At 60.5% G+C, this 19,779-nt stretch carries 14 protein-coding genes; 4 read left to right on the forward strand and 10 right to left on the reverse strand.

Annotated elements, in window-relative coordinates; all coding sequences use genetic code 11:
• Positions 1-39: 39 nt before the first annotated feature.
• From CQ002_RS07610 to CQ002_RS07630, 5 genes are all read right to left on the reverse strand, one after another.
• Entirely contained in the window at positions 40-4,776 is a 4,737-nt protein-coding gene (locus CQ002_RS07610) for a hypothetical protein (protein WP_105162293.1), read from the reverse strand.
• Positions 4,777-4,918: 142 nt separating this feature from the next.
• Complete coding sequence (locus CQ002_RS07615) at positions 4,919-6,589, reverse strand: ATP-binding protein (protein ID WP_034105225.1); 1,671 nt, start codon at positions 6,587-6,589, stop codon at positions 4,919-4,921.
• Positions 6,589-8,088 carry an ATPase domain-containing protein gene (locus CQ002_RS07620; protein ID WP_034105227.1) on the reverse strand — a complete coding sequence of 500 codons (1,500 nt, stop codon included), beginning with the start codon at positions 8,086-8,088 and terminating at the stop codon, positions 6,589-6,591. The genes CQ002_RS07615 and CQ002_RS07620 overlap by 1 nt, the downstream gene beginning before the upstream one ends.
• A gap of 122 nt (positions 8,089-8,210) precedes the next feature.
• The gene (locus CQ002_RS07625) at positions 8,211-9,269 is read right to left on the reverse strand and encodes a HEAT repeat domain-containing protein (RefSeq protein ID WP_098466523.1); all 1,059 of its coding nucleotides are present in this window, start codon (positions 9,267-9,269) and stop codon (positions 8,211-8,213) included.
• 76 nt (positions 9,270-9,345) lie between these two features.
• Positions 9,346-10,239 (reverse strand): bestrophin family protein, encoded by an 894-nt coding sequence (locus CQ002_RS07630; protein WP_034105231.1) that lies wholly within the window; start codon positions 10,237-10,239, stop codon positions 9,346-9,348.
• A 213-nt stretch (positions 10,240-10,452) separates the two neighbouring features.
• Here CQ002_RS07630 and CQ002_RS07635 point away from each other — a divergent pair, with 213 nt between their 5' ends.
• The 4 genes from CQ002_RS07635 to CQ002_RS07650 are packed head-to-tail and all read left to right on the forward strand — an operon-like array spanning position 10,453 to position 14,339.
• The gene (locus CQ002_RS07635; protein WP_034105232.1) at positions 10,453-11,220 is read left to right on the forward strand and encodes an SDR family NAD(P)-dependent oxidoreductase; all 768 of its coding nucleotides are present in this window, start codon (positions 10,453-10,455) and stop codon (positions 11,218-11,220) included.
• 12 nt (positions 11,221-11,232) lie between these two features.
• Positions 11,233-12,417, forward strand: coding sequence for an acetyl-CoA C-acyltransferase (locus tag CQ002_RS07640; protein ID WP_105162292.1), 1,185 nt, complete (start codon positions 11,233-11,235; stop codon positions 12,415-12,417).
• A 9-nt stretch (positions 12,418-12,426) separates the two neighbouring features.
• Complete coding sequence (locus tag CQ002_RS07645; protein WP_034105235.1) at positions 12,427-13,554, forward strand: acyl-CoA dehydrogenase; 1,128 nt, start codon at positions 12,427-12,429, stop codon at positions 13,552-13,554.
• Between the two features lie 11 nt (positions 13,555-13,565).
• Positions 13,566-14,339: an enoyl-CoA hydratase gene (locus tag CQ002_RS07650; RefSeq protein WP_034105237.1), complete on the forward strand. Its 774-nt coding sequence runs from the start codon at positions 13,566-13,568 to the stop codon at positions 14,337-14,339.
• Positions 14,340-14,470: 131 nt separating this feature from the next.
• Here the strand turns inward: CQ002_RS07650 and CQ002_RS07655 are convergent, their stop codons facing one another.
• The 5 genes from CQ002_RS07655 to CQ002_RS07675 form a co-directional block, all read right to left on the reverse strand.
• Positions 14,471-15,622, reverse strand: a complete 1,152-nt coding sequence (locus CQ002_RS07655) for an acyl-CoA dehydrogenase family protein (RefSeq protein ID WP_034105238.1) — start codon at positions 15,620-15,622, stop codon at positions 14,471-14,473.
• A 3-nt stretch (positions 15,623-15,625) separates the two neighbouring features.
• Entirely contained in the window at positions 15,626-16,729 is a 1,104-nt protein-coding gene (locus CQ002_RS07660) for an enoyl-CoA hydratase/isomerase family protein (RefSeq protein WP_034105240.1), read from the reverse strand.
• Positions 16,730-16,870: 141 nt separating this feature from the next.
• Complete coding sequence (locus tag CQ002_RS07665; protein WP_105162291.1) at positions 16,871-17,581, reverse strand: HPP family protein; 711 nt, start codon at positions 17,579-17,581, stop codon at positions 16,871-16,873.
• Positions 17,582-17,756: 175 nt separating this feature from the next.
• Complete coding sequence (locus tag CQ002_RS28765) at positions 17,757-18,011, reverse strand: type VI secretion system contractile sheath small subunit (protein WP_034105244.1); 255 nt, start codon at positions 18,009-18,011, stop codon at positions 17,757-17,759.
• Positions 18,012-18,155: 144 nt separating this feature from the next.
• Positions 18,156-19,778, reverse strand: a complete 1,623-nt coding sequence (locus CQ002_RS07675) for a glycosyltransferase family 39 protein (RefSeq protein ID WP_105162290.1) — start codon at positions 19,776-19,778, stop codon at positions 18,156-18,158.
• Position 19,779 lies beyond the last annotated feature (1 nt).

The raw sequence follows: 19,779 nt of genomic DNA on the forward strand, positions 1-19,779 counted from the left end.
GGCGGCGACGATAGCTACGCTGCCGCCATTTCTACCTGATCAGTGCGGCAGGCCCTGTACATTGGCCGTGACTGTGCTTACGGGTGTGTAGACAAACTGCCAGTCTTTTCCAACAGCGATCCCGTCCAGAAACCCTTGCAGGCCTCTTTGACCCGCGTCATCGAGATGAAACACCGTCATTCCGCCACTTATCTCTATCGGCTTGCCATTCTTGATCATGGCCACGTCCAGGTCAGGGCTGTTGGTGTTGAACAGGAATAATTCATTATTGTCGGTTTTCTGAATGTAGACGGTGTGACCAAATTCCCCACCGTCATTGCCATGCTTGAAGTTGAGAAACCCGGACTCTTTGATATCCGCTGCATTAAAGGTGGTTTTGAGGTCGTCAGGCGTGATCCCCATCAACTCCAGGTAGCGCGGTGTATAACTGGTGGCACCGCCTCCCTTCGTAGCCGCTTTGACTGCATCGACGGCTTCGGGTGTAAGGTTATGTTCTGCCTGGGCGACACGCAGCGAAGCCTGATAGCAGTTTAATCCTTCATTGCCCGGGACCTTTTGCAAGGTGTCCCATCGCTCCTTCAACCGCTCATGGGAGATGCTGGCCACCGCATTTTCGTGAAGGGGGACGTCAAAGAGTTTTGTGAAGCTCACTTCGTCGATACTAGCCAGTTTTCTCCACCCATCGTCGTGGTCAAAAATCTTGAATTCCAAGCGTTTGGGATCAACCCCATGCGTTCTGTACTGGCCTTGCAGACGTTTATCATTGAATAGTTTGGTCAGCCCTGTCTCCATTGCCTCGGCGCTTGGGAAGAAAGCGACGCCCGCGTTGGGGTCATAGAAATAGTATTTTTTATCGGCGCCATCAACCACAACGCCTGCCGCCATCGCATGTCCCGGCGAATCGATCATGACGGATTGGGTGACAGTCGAGCGAGAAAGCTCCCGGACCATGTCCTGAGGGGTCACCTGTCGCAACACTTTCTGTGCATGAAAGGTACTTTCTCCCCCGGTAAAGGTTTGAAGGCGACTGAGGGTGCGCATGAACTCTCTGGCTTCTGCCGTATCAGGACGGGCAGCAGCCTTGAACAGGTTGTTGATCAGTGTTTTCTCTTTGCCTTGCTCGACGGCGGTCGCAAGGGCGCGTGATAGGGCTGCACACTGGCCGTCAGAGAACTGCGCTGTCGAGCTGAGATAAACGGTTTGCGGTATTGGAAATACCGTTCCGAAATCCGGGTCGATAGTGTCGATAAACTGGGTCGCCGTTTTTTTTCCCTGCTTAAACGCCAAGTTGTCATATTGCCTGACCAGCGTCCCCATGACGCCTGCCTGGGTAGTGTTGCCTTGCGCCAGCGCCATCAATTCCATCGCTGTCATATTTTTTGTTTTGTTCATCAAGTCCTTGGGTGGATTCGTACTGTAATACGCCGCTTCAAATTCAAACTTTCCCACGCCAAATTTGGAACGTTTGACCGCCGCGTCCCATCGGGCCTTGATCGCTTTTTCACTGTCCGTTAATACCCGTTGACCCACCGCCCAGTCTCCAAAGGCAGGAGAGGTGCCGCCCATGGACGGTAAGAAGTCACTGAGCGCCGTGCCGAACGCTTGGCTCGAGGCTGGATCGTAGCGGTACCATTTTCCATGCCTGAGCACTGCAGCGCCTTCAAGAGTCTCTTCTGCACGCTTGTAAGTGCCCGTCGCTACGGCGTCGTAGTGTTTGCTCGCCGCCTTGAGCACGTCATAGTGCCCGGCGCCCTTGAGCGCGTTGACTGCGCTCGCGCCTGCCGACATTGCATGACGGGTGCCTTGCTTGATCAACCGTGTGCCTCCCCGGGCCAAGTCCATCCAACCATCCACCGGGTTGAGGCTCCCAAGGGCGCCCCGGCCAACGATTTTTGCTCCGCGAGAAAATCGATTCAGGGTCGACGCGCCGGCCTGGAGTGCTTTGCCGCCTTTGGCTGCTGTGCCTATACCCACGGCAAAACCGAACGCGTCGAAGGCCAGGTCAACCATGCCATCGCCGATGTTACCGGCTCGGAAGTTCTGGATCGCCGAGCGCAGGGGGATGAGATCGAGCATGAACTCGCGGGCTTTTTTGTAGAACGGGACTTCGGTGTCGAAGGTCGTGATGCCCCTGGCTTCATCCTCGAGCGCCCGGATACCGAGGTCTTGCACCAGGGCGTCGGCAATGTAGCGGGTCTTCTCGCTGGCAAAGCTGTCTGGCGTACCCCTTAGGGGTTTTTCGCCAGCGATGTTGGATGGGTAATTACCGGTAGGCTTAACCTCCAAAAGCATTTTATGAACGTAAATATCCATCAACACGCCACGCCCTGTGGGGTGGCCGATGAGTTCATTGCGTTTGCGAACACTGTTTTGCTTCGTGTTGACTTCATAAATGTCGACGTTGCCACCCAGTTGCGCTTTTACCAATAGGCTGCCAGGTACTTTCCAGTTTTCGCTATACCTATTGCGGTAGTGAACGCTCGGAAGCAGATATTCCTTGAGCAAGGTGATTTTTCCGTACTCAAGCTTTTTTCTATCCTCGAGCGGCAGTGCTGCAATCAGATGCTTGACGTGCGTGGCGGTCGACTGTTGCGCCGAGGAAAAATACCGGTAGAGCTCAGTGTGAAAAATCTCGTTTACGTCAGGGAGTTTGCCTGCGTTCGCGGCTATACGTCTTACGTCGATGTCGGCGGACGATGACGTCCATTCTGTTCCCCTGAGTTCACCCTTGAGGTAAAGATCCAACACCGAGTAAGGTCCGGGAAAGTCACGGTTCTCAACGAAGGGCGTAATACATTTTTTTTCGAATGGCAGATTTCCGAAGACCTCCTGGAGCGCCTTGAGCGCGATCTTCGGGCGCTCGGGCATCGGTGTCGACTGCACTTGCGAGGCTTCGTGCAGCGCCGACACTTGAGTGTTGAATGCGCTGAAGACACGCCGCATCTGCTCGTCTGTGTAGTCGTCCAGAGTATCGAGCGGGATAATACCGTGGGCAACTCCCCAGTCTTTGAGCGCATCCCGCTGAGCGCTTTGCTCCACCTGCCGCGCCTGTTCGGTCACGGGCGCCAGCGCAGCCCGTTGCATCACTTCTGCGTATTTCATGTGCGCAGTCGCACCCGGCGCCTGGCTCTCCAGGCGCGCCACAGCAGTGCTCAAGCTCACCCAGCTATGAGAGCCGTAGGTGATTTTTTCGGGAATATCCTTGACCAGGAAAGCTGGCGCCCTGCGAGACAGCAGCACATGGGCTGCGATAGGCGCCAGCTCGGCGCTGGCGCGTCCTTTTGCAACCAAGTGGCTGACCAGGCCTGCTACCACCACAGAGGGATGCTGGCCCCAGTGTTCGTAGCGGGCCATATCAAACCCGGCGATGCCTGTCCGGGCGGGAGCGGACGTGTTTCCGGCTTCGGATTCCTTATCAAGCGTGGCGCCCAAGGCACCCAAAGTCCAGTCGTTGTTGCTCTGCGAAGTCGATATGCCATCAAACTTTTCCTGCAGTGCCTTACCCAGTGCCTGGGCCTTCGGTGTAGCGAGCAAGGTTTGGATAAACCGCGCCGGGTCATGCAGTTGGTAAGGTGCAAACGACTGGTTGTGTGTCAGGTATCCCAGTACACCCTTGTCTTCGTCATAATGTTGCAGCTCACTGAGACCCAGGGTGTTTCGGCGCAGGGCATTTCTCACGTTGTACCGGTCGTCATCATTCAATGGGACAGGCCAGGACAACGCCCCACCAAAGTTTCCGTGAGGAGGCTGGGAAAGTGGCGGGGTGGTCAGGCTGCGACCGAGATTGAAAAGCTCGTCGCGGTGCTTGGGCACGTCCCAGCCGTTGTCGCTGATGTAGGTGTGGAGGCTGACGGTTGGGCTTTCTTGCGACGGCTGGAAGGGGGAGTCGGCATGCAGTGAGAGACTGACGCTACCCATTTTATTGCGGATAAGTTGCTCAATCTTGTCTTCGACAAACGACGGTGACAGGTACAGGCTATCCAGGGGATCCTTGGTCGTGCGGTAGAGCAGTTCTGCGGACAAATCGTCGACCGCCAGGACGATATCGATCAGCGCCGACGCGACGTTGGTTTGATCGTGGCTATTGGCCAGGTTGGCCTTTTCCTCCTGCAGAACCCCCTCGGATCGCTCAGGCGCAAGTGAGGTCGGGCCGAAGGCCTTTGCGTGTTCGAGTTCGGTGGCACGCGCTTCGGCAGATTCTCTGGTTTGCCCAATGATGGGTTCGCCATAAAAGTCCGCGATAGCCCAATAAGGTGCCCATGTCGTGTTTGAGGCGCTGTAAATGTAGCCAGAGTCTGAGGTCGCCGCTTTGACCGCTCGCATGATCGGCGCCATCATCGAGGTCCAGGCGTAGCCGTGATCGAAGCCCGAAAACGTCTTGCGCTGACCGTCGACCATCGCGGTGATGTAGTTTTCCCTGGGGTTGATCTCTATCGCTTTTGACCGATCAATTTTCTGGCCAGCCGCCCACCTGACGAAATGTGGGTTGTTCATCACAGCGTGCAGGTGTGACCACCACTGGCCGAAGGCTGAAGCAGGGGGAATATGGTTGATATCACCCACTCGACCGGTACGAGCCCCCAGCCGCAGCGCATGCGCCACTAGGCCGGCCAATTCACTGTCGCCTTTGGCCTGTGCGTCGCCATCCAAGGGTCCGGGCCCGCTGACAGGATTGCTGTCGTGCGCTGCAGCCTGTGTTCGGTTGACGATCGGGTTTTCAAGTTCAGCAGTCAGCGGCAGTTGACGGCGAGCGGTAACGTGGCTGGAAGGAATCATGGTTGAACGGACTCGTAAGGTAATTTCAGGCTGACCTCAGCGAATTTTCATGCGCGTCGGTGTAAACCTTCGTGTCCCCCCGGGGTGTTACGGTTCCAGTCCCCCCAGCTGTTCAATATGTCAGCGCTTTTCGGCAGCTAGCTCACGCGTGAATCATCTCCCGCACCTTCGCCGTCAACAGATCAAACGTAAACGGCTTGGTGATCAACTGCATGCCGGGGTCCAGGAAACCACCCCGTACTGCCGCGTGTTCGGCATACCCGGTGATAAACAACACCTTGAGCCCGGGCCGGATCTTGCGACCGATTTCCGCCATCTGCCGTCCGTTCATGCCCGGCAGGCCGACGTCACTGATCAACAGGTCAATGCGCTGCTCGGACTCAAGGATGGGCAACGCCGTGTCGGCATCACCGGCTTCGACAAACGCATAACCCAACTCTTTGAGCACGGCACAGACCAGCACCCGCACCGCCGGGTCATCCTCGACGATCAATATGGTTTCACCCACATTGGCGACGGACAGCAATGTCGGGTTGAGCGGCTCCTGGGTGTGCAGTTCGCCAACAAAGCGTGGCAGGAACAGGCTGACCGTGGTGCCTATGCCGACTTCACTGTGGATGGTGACATGCCCGTGGGACTGGCGCGCGAAGCCATAAATCATCGACAGCCCCAGGCCGGTGCCCTGGCCGATGGGCTTGGTGGTGAAAAACGGGTCAAACACGCGCGTTAGCAAGTGTTCGGGAATACCGCAGCCGGTATCGCTGACGCTCAGTTCGACGTAATCGCCTGGCGTCAACGTGCCATAGGCCGCGGTAAACACACTGTCGAGGTGGCGGTTGCTGGTTTCGACCACCAGCTTGCCGCCGCCGGGCATGGCATCGCGCGCATTGATCACCAGGTTGAGCAGGGCGCTTTCCAGTTGGTTGGGGTCGGCTTCGGCGGTCCACAGTTCAGCGGCCAGGCGCATATCCAGGGCGATGCTTTCATTGATGCTGCGTTGCAACAGCTCGCCCATGGAGGTGACCAGTTGGTTGATCTCAACGGGCTTGGAATCCAGTGACTGGCGACGGGAGAAGGCCAGCAAGCGGTGGGTCAGGCCAGCGGCGCGGTTAGCCGACGTCACACCCAGGTCGATCAGGCCGTCGAGATCGTCCAGTTTGCCGCGAGCAACACGCCTTCGTAGTAACTCCAGGCTGCCGATGATGCCGGTCAGCATGTTGTTGAAGTCATGGGCGATGCCGCCGGTCAATTGCCCGACCGCCTCCATTTTCTGCGATTGGCGCAACGCCTCTTCATTAGTACGCAGTTGGGCAGTGCGCTCCTCGACTTGCTGTTCAAGTGTTTCCAGCGTGCGTTGCAGGCGCAGCTCGCTTTCGCTGAGGTCGATCAGCCGGTCACGGGCATCGTATTGCCGCCGGCGCCCACGCAACGCGGCGCTCACCAGGCTGATCAACGTGATGGGGTGGAAGGGCCGCTCCAGGAAGGTCACGTTGCCCAGCAAGCCACTGAGGTGGGAGGAACCATTCTGTTCACTGCCGCCGTGGTGAGTCATCAATACGATGGGCAGGTCCGACCAGGCCGGCTGATGGTGCAGGTGCTCCAGCAGCGGCTCAAGGTCGACACCGCGCAGGGCCTCGGCCGCAATCACCAGCAGTCCCGCGCCTTCTTCAAGCGCGTCGCAGAGCATCGTCAGGTTGCTGGCGATCATGCCGGTGTAGCCGGCCTCATTGAGCATCGCCAGCGCCAATGAGCCGTCACGACCCAAGGGCGCCAGGATGATTGCACGCTCGGAGACAGGGGATAGGGCAGTCACTATCCCTCTTCCTTGAGCAGAGGCGAGCCGGTGCCGGTGAACGTTGGAATACCGCGCAATACGCCCTGGAAGTTATCCAGGGGTTCGCCGACCGTCAGGCCGCGGTTGCCGATGCGGTATTCACGAATGGTCGATTCATGCATGCCCGTGCGTTTCTTGATGATCGAAATGGCACGGCGTACCTTGCCCAGCGCCTCGAAGTAACGCAGCAGAATCACAGTGTCGGCCAGGTAGGTGATGTCCACCGGCGCCTGCATGTCACCGACCAGGCCGTGCTGGGCGACTGTCATGAAGGTCGCGGCGCCGCGACGGTTCAGGTACAGCAACAGTTCGTGCATGTGCAGGATCAGCGCGTTTTCTTCCGGCATGGCAGCCTGGTAGCCGTTGATGCTGTCGATGACCACGGTCTTGATGCCACGCTCGTCCACGCAACGGCGCACCCGGTGGGAGAACTCGCCCGGGGTCAACTCGGCAGCGTCCACCTGCTCGATCAGCAGATTGCCGGTGGCCTGCAGGGCCGCGAGGTCGATGCCCATGTTTTTCATGCGCTCGAACAGCAGGCCCAGCTCTTCATCAAAGATAAACAGCGCGGCTTTCTCGCCACGGGCCACGGCGGCCGCGGCAAAGATCATCGAGATCAGCGACTTACCGGTACCCGCCGGGCCGAGGATCAAGCTGCTGGAGCCGGTCTCGACACCGCCGCCCATCAATGAATCGAGTTCGGCGATGCCACTGCTCAATGTCTCACGCACGTAGCCGCCGCGATGTTCGGCCGCGACCAGCCGCGGGAACACATGGATGCCGTCGGCCATGATGGTGAAGTCGTGAAAGCCGCCGCGGTACTTTTGCCCGCGGTATTTCACCACCCGAACGCGGCGGCGCTCGGCGCCGTAGTTGGGGGTCAGCTCTTCCAGGCGGATCACCCCGTGGGCGACGCTGTGCACGGTTTTGTCGAGGGATTCGGTGGTCAGGTCGTCCAGCAGCAGCACGGTGGCGTCGTAGCGCACAAAGTAATGCTTGATCGCCAGGATTTGCCGGCGATAGCGCAGGGAGCTCTGGGCGAGCAAGCGGATCTCGGAAAGGCTATCGACCACCACGCGGGTCGGCTTGACCCGTTCGACCACCTCGAAGATCTGCCGGGTGGCTTCACCCAGTTCCAGGTCGGAGGAGTACAGCAGGCTCTGCTGGTGCTCGGCGTTGAGCAGGCTCTCCGGTGGGGTCAGTTCAAAGATATGGATATTGTCATCCAGGTCCCAGCCGTGGGATTCGGCGCCCTGGCGCAACTCACGCTCCGTCTCGGACAGCGTGATGTACAGGCATGTCTCACCGTTCTTGGCGCCAGCTTGCAGGAAGTGCAGCGCGACGGTGGTCTTGCCGGTGCCGGGTTCGCCTTCCAGTAGGAACAGGTGGCTGCGCGATAGCCCCCCGGCAAGAATGTCATCAAGACCTTCGATGCCGGTGGCCGCCTTTTCACTGAACAGCTCTTTGGATGTAGACAAGAAGTGCCCTCAGGTCACGTACAAGTAGAGGGACGCGCCACCTCAGGCGCGCCATAAACTCTTGACCGTGCTGGCCTGTGGCGGTTCAACACTTCGTAATATTTGTATCGACGTGAGCGGCGTCAAAGGCCTTGCTGCAAGGCGGGATCGTCCGGATTCTGCTGTTCGAGTTGCGCCAGCAGCACCTGTACGTTCTGCAATTGGCCACTCTCTTTCCAATAATTGACGAGCAGTACCCGCGCTTTGCGATTGGCCGGATGGCGCTGGATGATTTCTTCCAGTTGGCGCTGGGCCGCTTCCAATTCCTGCTGGGCGTGCAGGGTGGTAGCCAGGTCGTAGCGATAATCCTGATTGTCCGGCTCCAGCTCTACCGCCTTGGACAGGCCAAGCAGCGCATAGGTGCGTTCGCCATGGTGCAACAGCCACAGGCCCAGGGCGTGTTGCAGGTAGGCCGATTCGGGATGCGCCGCCAGTTGGCGCGCCAGCAACTGGCGTGATTCGTCAGTCTTGCCTTGTTTGTCCAGCAGTTCGATCTGCGCGACGACGGCCTGCAGGTTGTCCGGTTGCAGGCGCATGGCCTGTTCCAAGGCGTTTTGCGCGTCCGGCAACAGGGCACTGTGGATGTAGAGGCGCGCCAGTTGGATCCAGCTTTCTGCGGTTTCGGGCTGGGCCTTGAGCGTTTTCATGAACTCGTCCAGCACCTGCTGCAAGGGCCCGAAGTACAGGCCCAAGGTGTCGGGCGACAACCCAAGCAACGCATTCGCGGCGGCAAACCGCACCTCCTGCTCGGGGTCATCCAGCACGGGGCCGAGCAGCAGCGTGCGCTGGCCGGTCGGCACCAGGCCGACAATGCTGTGGATGGCCGCCTCGCGGACCAGCGGTGAATCGCTGCTCAGGTCTTTGTCCGCGAGCTTCAAGGCTTGGGGGCTGGGGTAGTTGGGCAGTTCGGCATGCAGTGCGGCCCGGCGCTCGGGAGTCAAGTCCGGCCGCCCCAGTTGCTGGTACAACACGCGCGCCGCGCCGGGCTCACCGTTATGCGCCTGTTTCAGGGCCTTGGCGTAGCCATGGGCGATGGCGGGCGGCACGGCCACCGGTGTGGAACGGGAGAAATACCAGGTGATCAGCACAATCAACAACAGGGCGCACAGGCCGATGATGGAGTAACGGCGTGACTTTGACATGCAGGCGTCCGAAAGCTTGGGCAGCTAGTACAAAGTCGTCAGCTTCGGTCAGACCACGGCAGGTGTCAAACCCGTGTCAGGTCAGCACGTATTCCACCGGTTCCAGCGGTGGCGGCAGATCGGTTTCGCCGAGGGCAGCCAAGACTTCGCGCTCCAGGGTACGCAGGATCGCATTGCAGGGCAGGTCGTTCTCGTCAAAGCCGAACGGGTCCTCTAGGTCGTCGCCAATTTCATCGAGGCCAAAGAACGTGTAGCTGACGATGGCGGTGAACACCGGCGTCAACCAGCCCAGCGGCTCGGCCATCGCAAACGGCAACAGGATGCAGAACAGGTAAATGGTGCGATGCAGCAGCAGGGTGTAGGGGAAGGGCAGTGGCGTGCTCTTGATGCGTTCGCAGGACGCCTGCACTTGGCTGAGACTGACCAACCGGGTTTCCAGCTGGGTGTAGCGCCATTCGCTGATCACGCCTCGCTCGGCCAGCTCGGACAACCTCGCGCCCAGCTGTTGCAGCAGGCTGTCGGGGAGGTTGGGGTGGTGGGGCGCGACCTTGCCCCAAGGCTGTATGGCCAGGGCCTCATCTTCGTGGCGCAGGCGTGCGATCAAGCCATGGGCAAAGCCACACACGTTGCGCAGCAAGCCAGCGCGTTCGGCCGGATCACTGAGCACCTGGGTTTCGCGAATCAACGAGCGCACATCGATGATCATCTGCCCCAGTTGCTTGCGGCCTTCCCACCAGCGGTCATAGCAGGCGTTGTTGCGAAAGCTCATGAAGATCGACAGCGACAGCCCGAGCAGGGTGAACGGCGTCGCGTTGACCTTGGAGAAATACGCCGGGTGCAGGGTCTCTACCAGCACGATGACCGAGGCCAGCAAGGTCACCAACAGGCTGCGCAAGGCAATGCGCTTGGCAATCGACCCCTTGAGGGAAAACAGGATGCCCAGGAGGTTGGGTTTGGGGCGGACTATCATCGATGCAGGCTTCTTTTCGTGGAGCAGTTGGGGTGGCGCAGGCCTACAGGTTAGAAGCCTGATCCCTGGCCGTCCAATCGCTTGGGCTGACCGGTTGATCGGCGAGGTCGATGACTGGCCAAAACAGTCAGGCAGGTTGAAGGCTTTGACCATTGCCGCGCGTGCGCTGCGGGGCGACTATTTCGACGATTCGGACCGTTCAAGGAAACAACAATGCAGATTGAAAACAAGATCTTCCTGGTCAGCGGCGGTGCCTCGGGCCTCGGCGCGGCGACTGCCGAGATGCTGGTCGCCGCCGGTGCCAAGGTCATGCTGGTGGACCTGAATGCCGACGCCGTGGCAGCCAAGGCCAAGCAGCTCGGTGATAACGCCCGCAGCGCTGTCGCGGATATCAGCCAGGAAGCGGCCGCCGAAGCCGCCGTGCAGGCCACGGTCGCAGCGTTTGGTGGCCTGCACGGGCTGGTGAACTGCGCTGGCGTGGTGCGTGGCGAAAAAATTCTCGGCAAGAACGGGCCACACGGCCTGGCCAGCTTTGCCCAAGTGATCAACGTCAACCTGATCGGCAGCTTCAACCTGTTACGCCTGGCCGCCGCCGCCATCGCTGAAACCGAGGCGAATGCCGATGGCGAGCGCGGTGTGATCATCAACACCGCCTCCGTGGCCGCATTTGACGGGCAAATCGGCCAGGCTGCGTATTCCGCGTCCAAGGGTGCCATCGCCAGCCTGACATTGCCGGCTGCACGTGAACTGGCGCGCTTTGGTATTCGCGTGATGACCATTGCCCCCGGCATCTTCGAAACACCGATGATGGCCGGCATGACCCCGGAAGTACGCGACTCCCTGGCAGCCGGCGTGCCATTTCCACCACGGCTGGGCAAACCCGCCGAATACGCCGCGCTGGTGCGGCACATTATTGAAAACAGCATGCTCAATGGTGAGGTGATCCGTCTCGACGGCGCCTTGCGCATGGCGGCCAAATAAGGAGCAATCTCCATGACCGACCCTATCGTTATTGTCAGCGCCGTGCGCACGCCCATGGGCGGCTTCCAGGGCGACCTCAAGGGCCTGACTGCGCCGCAGCTGGGTTCCGCTGCGATTCGCGCCGCCGTCGAGCGTGCCAGTATCGCCACCGATGCCGTGGATGAAGTGCTGTTTGGCTGTGTATTGCCCGCAGGCCTCGGCCAGGCACCGGCGCGTCAGGCTGCATTGGGCGCCGGGCTGGACAAGGCCACGCGTTGCACCACCCTCAACAAGATGTGCGGCTCGGGCATGGAAGCGGCAATCCTGGCCCATGACTCGCTTTTGGCCGGCAGCGTCGACGTGGTCATTGCCGGGGGCATGGAGAGCATGTCCAACGCGCCGTACCTGCTCGACCGCGCGCGTAGCGGCTACCGCATGGGGCACGGCAAGGTGCTTGATCACATGTTCCTCGATGGCCTGGAAGACGCCTACGACAAAGGCCGCCTGATGGGCACCTTCGCCGAAGACTGTGCCCTGCATAACGGCTTTACCCGCGAGGCCCAGGACGCGTTCGCCATCGCTTCGCTGACCCGTGCGCAAGAAGCCATTACCCATGGCAGCTTCGCCGCTGAAATCGTCCCGGTGCAGGTCACCGTGGGCAAAGAACAGAAAACCATCTTGCATGATGAACAGCCGCCCAAGGCCAAGATCGACAAGATTGGCAGCCTGAAACCGGCTTTCCGTGAAGGCGGCACCGTGACGGCGGCCAACTCCAGCTCGATTTCCGATGGGGCAGCGGCCTTGTTGCTGATGCGTCAGTCCGAGGCGCACAAGCGCGGCCTCAAGCCCTTGGCGGTTATCCATGGCCATGCGGCATTTGCCGATGAACCGGGGCTGTTTCCCGTGGCGCCGGTGGGGGCGATCCGCAAGCTGATGACCAAGACCGGCTGGAGCCTGGACGCGGTCGATCTGTTCGAGATCAACGAAGCCTTTGCCGTGGTCAGCCTGGTCACCATGAGCAAGCTGGAGATCCCCCACGCCAAGGTCAATATTCATGGCGGCGCCTGCGCCCTGGGCCATCCGATCGGTGCATCCGGTGCACGGATCCTGGTGACCCTGCTCTCGGCCCTGCGCCAGAAAGGTCTCAAGCGTGGGGTCGCCGCGATTTGCATCGGCGGTGGCGAAGCCACGGCGATGGCCGTCGAATGCCTGTATTAAGGAGTCCAGATGCTGCCCAATGACGAACAACTGCAAATCAGCGACGCCGCCCGGCAGTTTGCCCAGGAACGGCTGAAACCCTTTGCCGCCGAATGGGACCGCGAGCACCGCTTCCCCAAGGAGGCCATCGGTGAAATGGCCGAGCTGGGCTTTTTCGGCATGCTGGTGCCGGAACAGTGGGGCGGTTGCGATACCGGTTACCTGGCCTACGCCATGGCCCTGGAAGAAATCGCCGCGGGGGACGGTGCGTGCTCGACGATCATGAGCGTGCATAACTCGGTGGGTTGCGTGCCGATTCTCAAGTTCGGTAACGACCACCAGAAAGAGCAATTCCTCAAGCCCCTGGCCAGCGGCGCCATGCTTGGCGCCTTTGCGCTCACCGAACCGCAGGCGGGCTCCGATGCCAGCAGCCTGAAGACCCGGGCGCGCCTGGAAGGCGACCATTACGTCCTGAACGGCTGCAAGCAGTTCATCACCTCCGGCCAGAATGCCGGGGTAGTGATTGTGTTTGCCGTGACCGACCCGGCTGCGGGCAAACGCGGGATCACCGCGTTTATCGTGCCCACCGACTCGCCGGGCTACAGCGTGGCACGGGTCGAAGACAAACTCGGCCAGCATGCGTCCGATACCTGCCAGTTGCTGTTCGAAGACGTGAAGGTGCCGGTCGCCAATCGGCTCGGGGAGGAGGGCGAAGGCTACAAGATTGCCTTGGCCAACCTCGAAGGGGGGCGCGTGGGCATCGCCTCGCAATCGGTGGGCATGGCCCGCGCAGCCTTTGAAGCGGCCCGCGACTATGCCCGTGAGCGCGAAAGCTTCGGCAAGCCGCTTATCGAACACCAGGCCGTAGCGTTTCGCCTGGCAGACATGGCGACCCAGATCGCGGTAGCCCGGCAAATGGTGCATTACGCCGCCGCCCTGCGCGACAGCGGCAAGCCGGCGTTGGTGGAAGCCTCGATGGCCAAGCTGTTTGCGTCGGAAATGGCCGAGAAAGTCTGTTCGGCCGCCTTGCAAACCCTGGGCGGTTACGGTTACCTGAACGACTTCCCCCTGGAGCGGATCTACCGCGACGTGCGGGTCTGCCAGATTTACGAAGGCACCAGCGATATCCAGCGCATGGTCATCTCACGCAACCTCTAAGGAGCCGATACATGAGTTACGAAACCATTTTGCTCGACGTCCAGGGCCGCGTCGGGCTGATTACCCTCAATCGCCCGCAAGCCCTGAACGCCCTGAATGCGCAGCTGGTCAGCGAGCTGAACCAGGCATTGGACAGCCTGGAAGCCAATCCTGAAATCGGCTGCATTGTGCTGACTGGCTCGAAAAAAGCCTTCGCCGCCGGCGCCGACATCAAGGAAATGGCCGAGCTGACTTACCCGCAGATCTACCTTGACGACCTGTTCAGCGACAGCGACCGCGTGGCCAACCGCCGCAAGCCGATCATCGCCGCCGTCAACGGCTTCGCTCTCGGGGGGGGGTGTGAACTGGCCTTGATGTGCGACTTCATTCTCGCCGGCGACACCGCCAAGTTCGGCCAACCCGAAATCAACCTCGGCGTACTGCCAGGCATGGGCGGCACCCAGCGCCTGACACGTGCGGTGGGCAAGGCCAAAGCTATGGAAATGTGCCTGACCGGGCGCTTTATCGACGCCGTGGAAGCCGAACGCTGTGGGATCGTGGCGCGCATTGTGCCGGCCGATGAGTTGCTGGAAGAAGCACTGAAAGTCGCCACCCTGATCGCGGGCAAGTCGGTGCCGATCAGCATGATGGTCAAGGAAAGCGTGAACCGTGCATTTGAAGTGAGCCTGTCGGAAGGCGTGCGTTTTGAGCGCCGGGTGTTCCATGCCGCGTTTGCAACACAGGATCAAAAGGAAGGCATGGCCGCATTCGTGGCCAAGCGTGCACCGGATTTCAAAGACAAATAACCCACCTTCCAGCGCCGCAAATCATTGCCGGCGCTGGCTTGCCCGCGATTGCACCACCTCGGTACAAGAATAAACCGAGGCGTCTGCATCGCAGGCAAGTCAGTTCCCGCAGGGGTTGGGTGGTGTGTCGGTCACAGCGGGTAGTTCTTCAATTCCCTGGCAATCACCATCCGCTGAATTTCGCTGGTCCCTTCGTAAATCTGCGTGATCCGCGCATCCCGGTAGTAACGCTCCACCGGGTAATCCTCCAGGTACCCGTACCCGCCGTGAATCTGCATCGCTGACGAGCAGACCTTCTCCGCCATTTCCGAGGCAAATAGCTTGGCCTGGGACGCCTCCGACAAGCACGGCTTGCCGGCGCTGCGCAGTCGCGCAGCGTGCAGGATCAGCAAGCGCGCGGCATTGAGTTGGGTTTGCATGTCGGCCAGCAGATTGGCCACGGCCTGGTGCTCAATGATCGCCTTGTTGAACTGCACACGATCACGGGCATACACCAACGCAGCCTCAAACGCTGCACGGGCGATGCCCAATGCCTGGGCGGCAATGCCAATGCGCCCGCCTTCCAGGTTGGACAGGGCGATCGCCAGGCCCTTGCCACGCTCACCGAGCAGGTTGGCTTCGGGCACCGTGCATTGGTCGAGGGTGACAGCGCAGGTGTCCGAGGCGCGAATGCCCATTTTGTGCTCGGTGCGATCGACCACAAACCCCGGCGTTGCCGTGGGCACCAGGAACGCGGAGATGCCTTTCTTGCCCAGATCAGGGTCGGTGACGGCAAACACGATGGCCAGCTTGGCGCGCTTGCCATTGCTGACGAATTGCTTGGCGCCATTGATCACCCACTGGCCGTCCCGCAGTTCGGCGCGTGTGCGCAAGTTGTGCGCTTCGGACCCGGCCTGGGGTTCGGTCAGGCAAAAGCAGCCGATGGCTTGGCCGCTGGCAAGATCTGCCAGCCAGGTTTGTTTCTGCTCATCGGAGCCGTAGTTGAGGATTGGACCGCAACCCACTGAATTATGGATACTCATCAGGGCGCCAGTCGCACCGTCACCGGCAGAAATTTCCTCCACGGCGAGGGCGTAGGCGACGTAATCGACATACGTGCCACCCCATTCTTCCGGCACCACCATGCCCAGCAGGCCCAGCTCGCCCATCTTCGCCACCAGGGCGTCGTCGATCCAGCCGGCCTTCTCCCAAGCTTGTGCGTAGGGCGCGATTTCACCACGGGCGAAGTCACGTGCCATGTCACGGATCATTACCTGTTCTTCAGTATATTCAATGTCTTGCATGGCTTAGTTCGCAACCTTCTCGAAGTGATGAAAAAAGCTCTCCACGTGGCTGAGGGCCAGCCCATGCAGGGTCGGCGGGTTCCAGCGCGGGCTCTTGTCCTTATCGATAATCAGCGCGCGGACACCTTCGATCAGGTCACCGCGTTCGAACCATTGACGGTCCAGGTGCAACTCCAGGGCAAAACACTGCTCCAGGGGCAGGCGGCGGCCGCGGCGTAACATCTCCAGGGTAACGGCCATGGCCAGGGGCGAGCGCGTCTGCATCAGGCGGGCGGTGGTCAGCGCCCATTCATGGCTGTCGGCCACAGTGACTTGCTGCAGTTGCTCGACGATGCTTGGTACATCCGGCAACGCGAAAAAGTGGTCGATCGCAGGGCGCAAGGCCGCCAGCGGCGCATCGGGCAATTGTTGTACCGCCAGCTTGGCGAGCACGCCTTGCAGGTCCTTGAGCGGCGCGTCGTGCCATTGCAGGCGATCGAGCTTCTGATCGAGGTCGGCGAGCCTGGTGCTGTCGAGGTACCAGTCGGCCAGCCCGCAATACAGGGCATCGGCGGCCCGGATCTGCACCCCGGTGACCCCCAGGTAAATCCCAAGCTCACCGGGAATACGCGGCAGGAAATAACTGCCGCCCACATCGGGGAAGTAACCGATGGCCACTTCCGGCATCGCCAGGCGACTGCGCTCGGTCACCACGCGCAAATCCGCGCCTTGTACCAGCCCCATGCCGCCGCCCAGGACAAACCCGTCCATCAGTGCCACAACCGGTTTACGGTAATGGTGGATGGCCAGGTCCAGTGCGTATTCCTCGACGAAAAAATCCTGGTGCAGGGTGTCGCCGTTCTTGAAGCTGTCGTACAGCGACCGGATATCGCCGCCGGCACAAAAGGCTTTTTCGCCAGCCCCGCGCAGGACCACGGCATACACCTGCGGATCATCCGCCCATGCCTGCAGCTGGGACGCCAGGCTGCGCACCATCTGCAGGGTAATGGCATTCAAGCCAGCGGGGCGGTTGAGGGTGAGGTGGCCGATATGGTTGCGGACCTCGGCGAGGACTTCGTCCTGAAGTGTTTCTGCGTGGCTTGCCTCGGTTGAAACCTGAGCAGTCATCGATAACTCCCTGCTTTTATTGTTCTTTATCAAGATGTTCGGGGACGAACCATCTCATGATCGTACCAGTGCAAATTTGCCCAGTACAACCCGGAATCATGCAGGTCGTTTTTGCATTTATGCAGGGAGTAAAAGAGGGGCTCAGGCAACCCGGCTTGCCAGCACTTCACCAATGCTACGCCGCTTGGCGTGAGTTTGCGCGGCATGGATCAGTTGCTCCAGCTCCGTGGGTTCCACGTCGTAGAACTGCTCCATTTCGGCGAGCGCCAGCTTCAAATCAGCTGCCGTGATTGCAGGGTCTGGCCCCGCGTCAGGGTGGGTCACGATAATCGCCGGTGCTTCAGCAGCCCCCTTCGGATAACGCGTGCGAGTGGCATTGTTGTAAGCCAGTGCACAACTCAACAGGGCACCCGCACCGAGCAGCACTGCGCCCAATTCATACCACCCCAGGGCGGCGGACGCAGGGTCGGCCAACACCAGCGTCATGGCCAGGCCACCTGCCGGCGGATGCAGGCACCGCAGCCAACACATCAGTATCACCGTCATCCCCGCCGCGAGGCAGGCGCCGCTCAAGGAAGGCCCAAGGACGCGGGCCACCAGCAACGCCACGACCCCGGCACACAGGTAGCTGCCGATGATCGACCAGGGCTGCGCCAACGCTCCCGACGACACCGCAAACAACAACACTGCCGAAGCGCCTAGGGGGCCGAGCAGGTGCAGGGCCACCTCCATGCCGAACACTTGGGAACAGAGCCAGACACTGAACAGGGTACCCAGGGCCATGCCGATCGCGGCACGGCTCCATTCGGAGGGGCGGGTGTTGATAGCAGCGGGGAACCAGCGAGCGAGCATTGAAGGAGAATCCGTTAACAGCGGGCAAAAAAAAGGCTTGTCTGGTTGCCCGGAGAAGCCCTTTGAACGTTCCAACATTTGGGGGAAGGAACCCCTGCAGTGTGCCGACCTGCGTAACAGGCTGCCAATGCATATTAATGAGGCTTGAGTGCAAAAATAATGAACTATAAAGGGACTAAACCGAAACCGAACAGCACAGCCTGCCGAGCACGCGATTATGGAATTCTTCATCCATAACGCGTCTTTGCAGGTTTTCCCGTAGCCCTGGCTCACTGGCGAGCGGGCCCTTCAATGCCACCAGGATGTCGCGCAACCCCATCAGTCGGTCCAGCGACGGCATGGGCACGTAGCCCAGATACACGTCGGCACGGGCCGAGAAAGCAGGGCGATCAAGCGAAACATCCTCTGGCACGGCGTTCTCCTCCAACATCCTTGTTGTAATCCATGACCTGTGGCGGTGAATGAATACCGCACCAGCTGGGCGAGTTTACAGCCGGGTTTTGGACGCCGGGAAGAGAAATGGCACCAGCTATTACGCAAAGCTATGTAGGAGTTTTCTGTGCTGGGGCCGTCGTCAGGGTTGCGCGGGCTTGGTCAGGTGCAGCAGCACATAAGGGTTGCGGTCGAACTCACCGGCCAGGGTTGGGGTGATGGCGCGAAAGCGCGGGTCTTGCAAGGCTTCGTAGTCCGCTTCGCTCATGACCAGCCAGGCGGGACCTTGAATCGGCTTCAGGTCAGCCGCTTGCTGGGTAAACAATGGCACCTGGTCACAGTCGAGGTTGACCATGTATTTGATCGCCTTGGCGTCTTTGCCCAGGCCGTGCAAAACCACCGGCGCGCGTTGTTGCATCACGTGCTCATGCACCTGCAGGGTAAAGGTGCGGGTGTCATAGACACTGCGCTCCAGCGGCTCGACCACCAGGATAAAGGTCGCCCATACGGCCAGTACGGCTGCCACGGCGGGCCCGCCCGGGCGCAGGCGTGCTTTGAACAGCGTCAACAGTGCCAGGGCCTGCAGTGCACCCAGCAGCGCGAACACCGCGCCGAGATGGCTCAATTGTTCCGGATAGCGCGGACGTGCCAGCAGTAATCCGGCGATCAATAGCCCCGGCAACACCGTCCAGATACCCAGTATCAGCCCACGCAGCCAGGCAAAGAACCGCCCGTGCACCACCTGGAACGGGTACGCTGCGATGATCGCGGCCATCGGCAACATGGGCAACACATAGCGCGCCTTTTTTGCCTGGGGAATCGAAAGGCCAACCATGACCAGCAAACCTGCGGCCGCGCAGTACCACACCAACTGCAACGCGGGCCCCGGTGCACGTCGCCCGCTGACCACCATCGCCAGCAGCACCAACAGTGCCATCGGATAAGCCATGGCGTAGTTGCCCAGGGAACTGGTGAAGTAATACAGCACGCCGCTGGAGCCTTCGCTGCCATCCATCCGGCCAAGGAACTGCATGCGGATCACGTCCTGCATGAAGCTCTCTCCGCCGCTCAGCTTGGCCATCAGCAACAGCAGGCCAACACACGCCACCAGCAACGCCAGTGCCAGTAAGCCGAAGCTCAACAGCTGGCGCCATTGCCGGTTGATCAGGTAATAGCTGCACAGCACGCCGGTAGGCACCACCAGGCCAATGGGCCCACGGATCGCAAAACCGACGATCAATAGCAGGTAAAGCCAGTGCAGGCGTTTGCCCACCCCGAAATGGTCATGGGCATAACCCAGGTAGAACACGGCCAGCGCGATGGCGGCCAGCATCTGGTCGAGGGACACCGCACGGGTTTCGCTGATAAAGCTACTGCTCAGCAACAGCATCGCAATGCTCAGCAGGCCCCAGCGCGGGGAGTAGGGCGCCGTGAGCCGATACACCAGGACCACGATCGACGCCGATGCCATCGCCGTGGGCAGCCAGGCCGTGAGACTGGTGACCTGACCCAGGGGCAATGACAGCAGCCAGGTCAGCACCGTGGATGTCGCCAGGTAATCCGCGTAGGGCTGCCCATAGGTGGTGGGAAAGAAGCCCGGCCCATGGCGCAGCATTTCCTGGGCGAACAGCACGAAGCGTGAGTCGAAGCCAATGATCGCCTGGTGCCAGCTGCCGGCGATGAACAGCAACAGCGCCAGCAACCCCAGCCCGAGGGATTGGCGGCGAATCGTTGGCGTTAACAGGGGCGGTTGGACTTTGTTCACG

This window comes from Pseudomonas sp. MYb13 (assembly GCF_002980075.1).
Taxonomy (GTDB): domain Bacteria; phylum Pseudomonadota; class Gammaproteobacteria; order Pseudomonadales; family Pseudomonadaceae; genus Aquipseudomonas; species Aquipseudomonas lurida.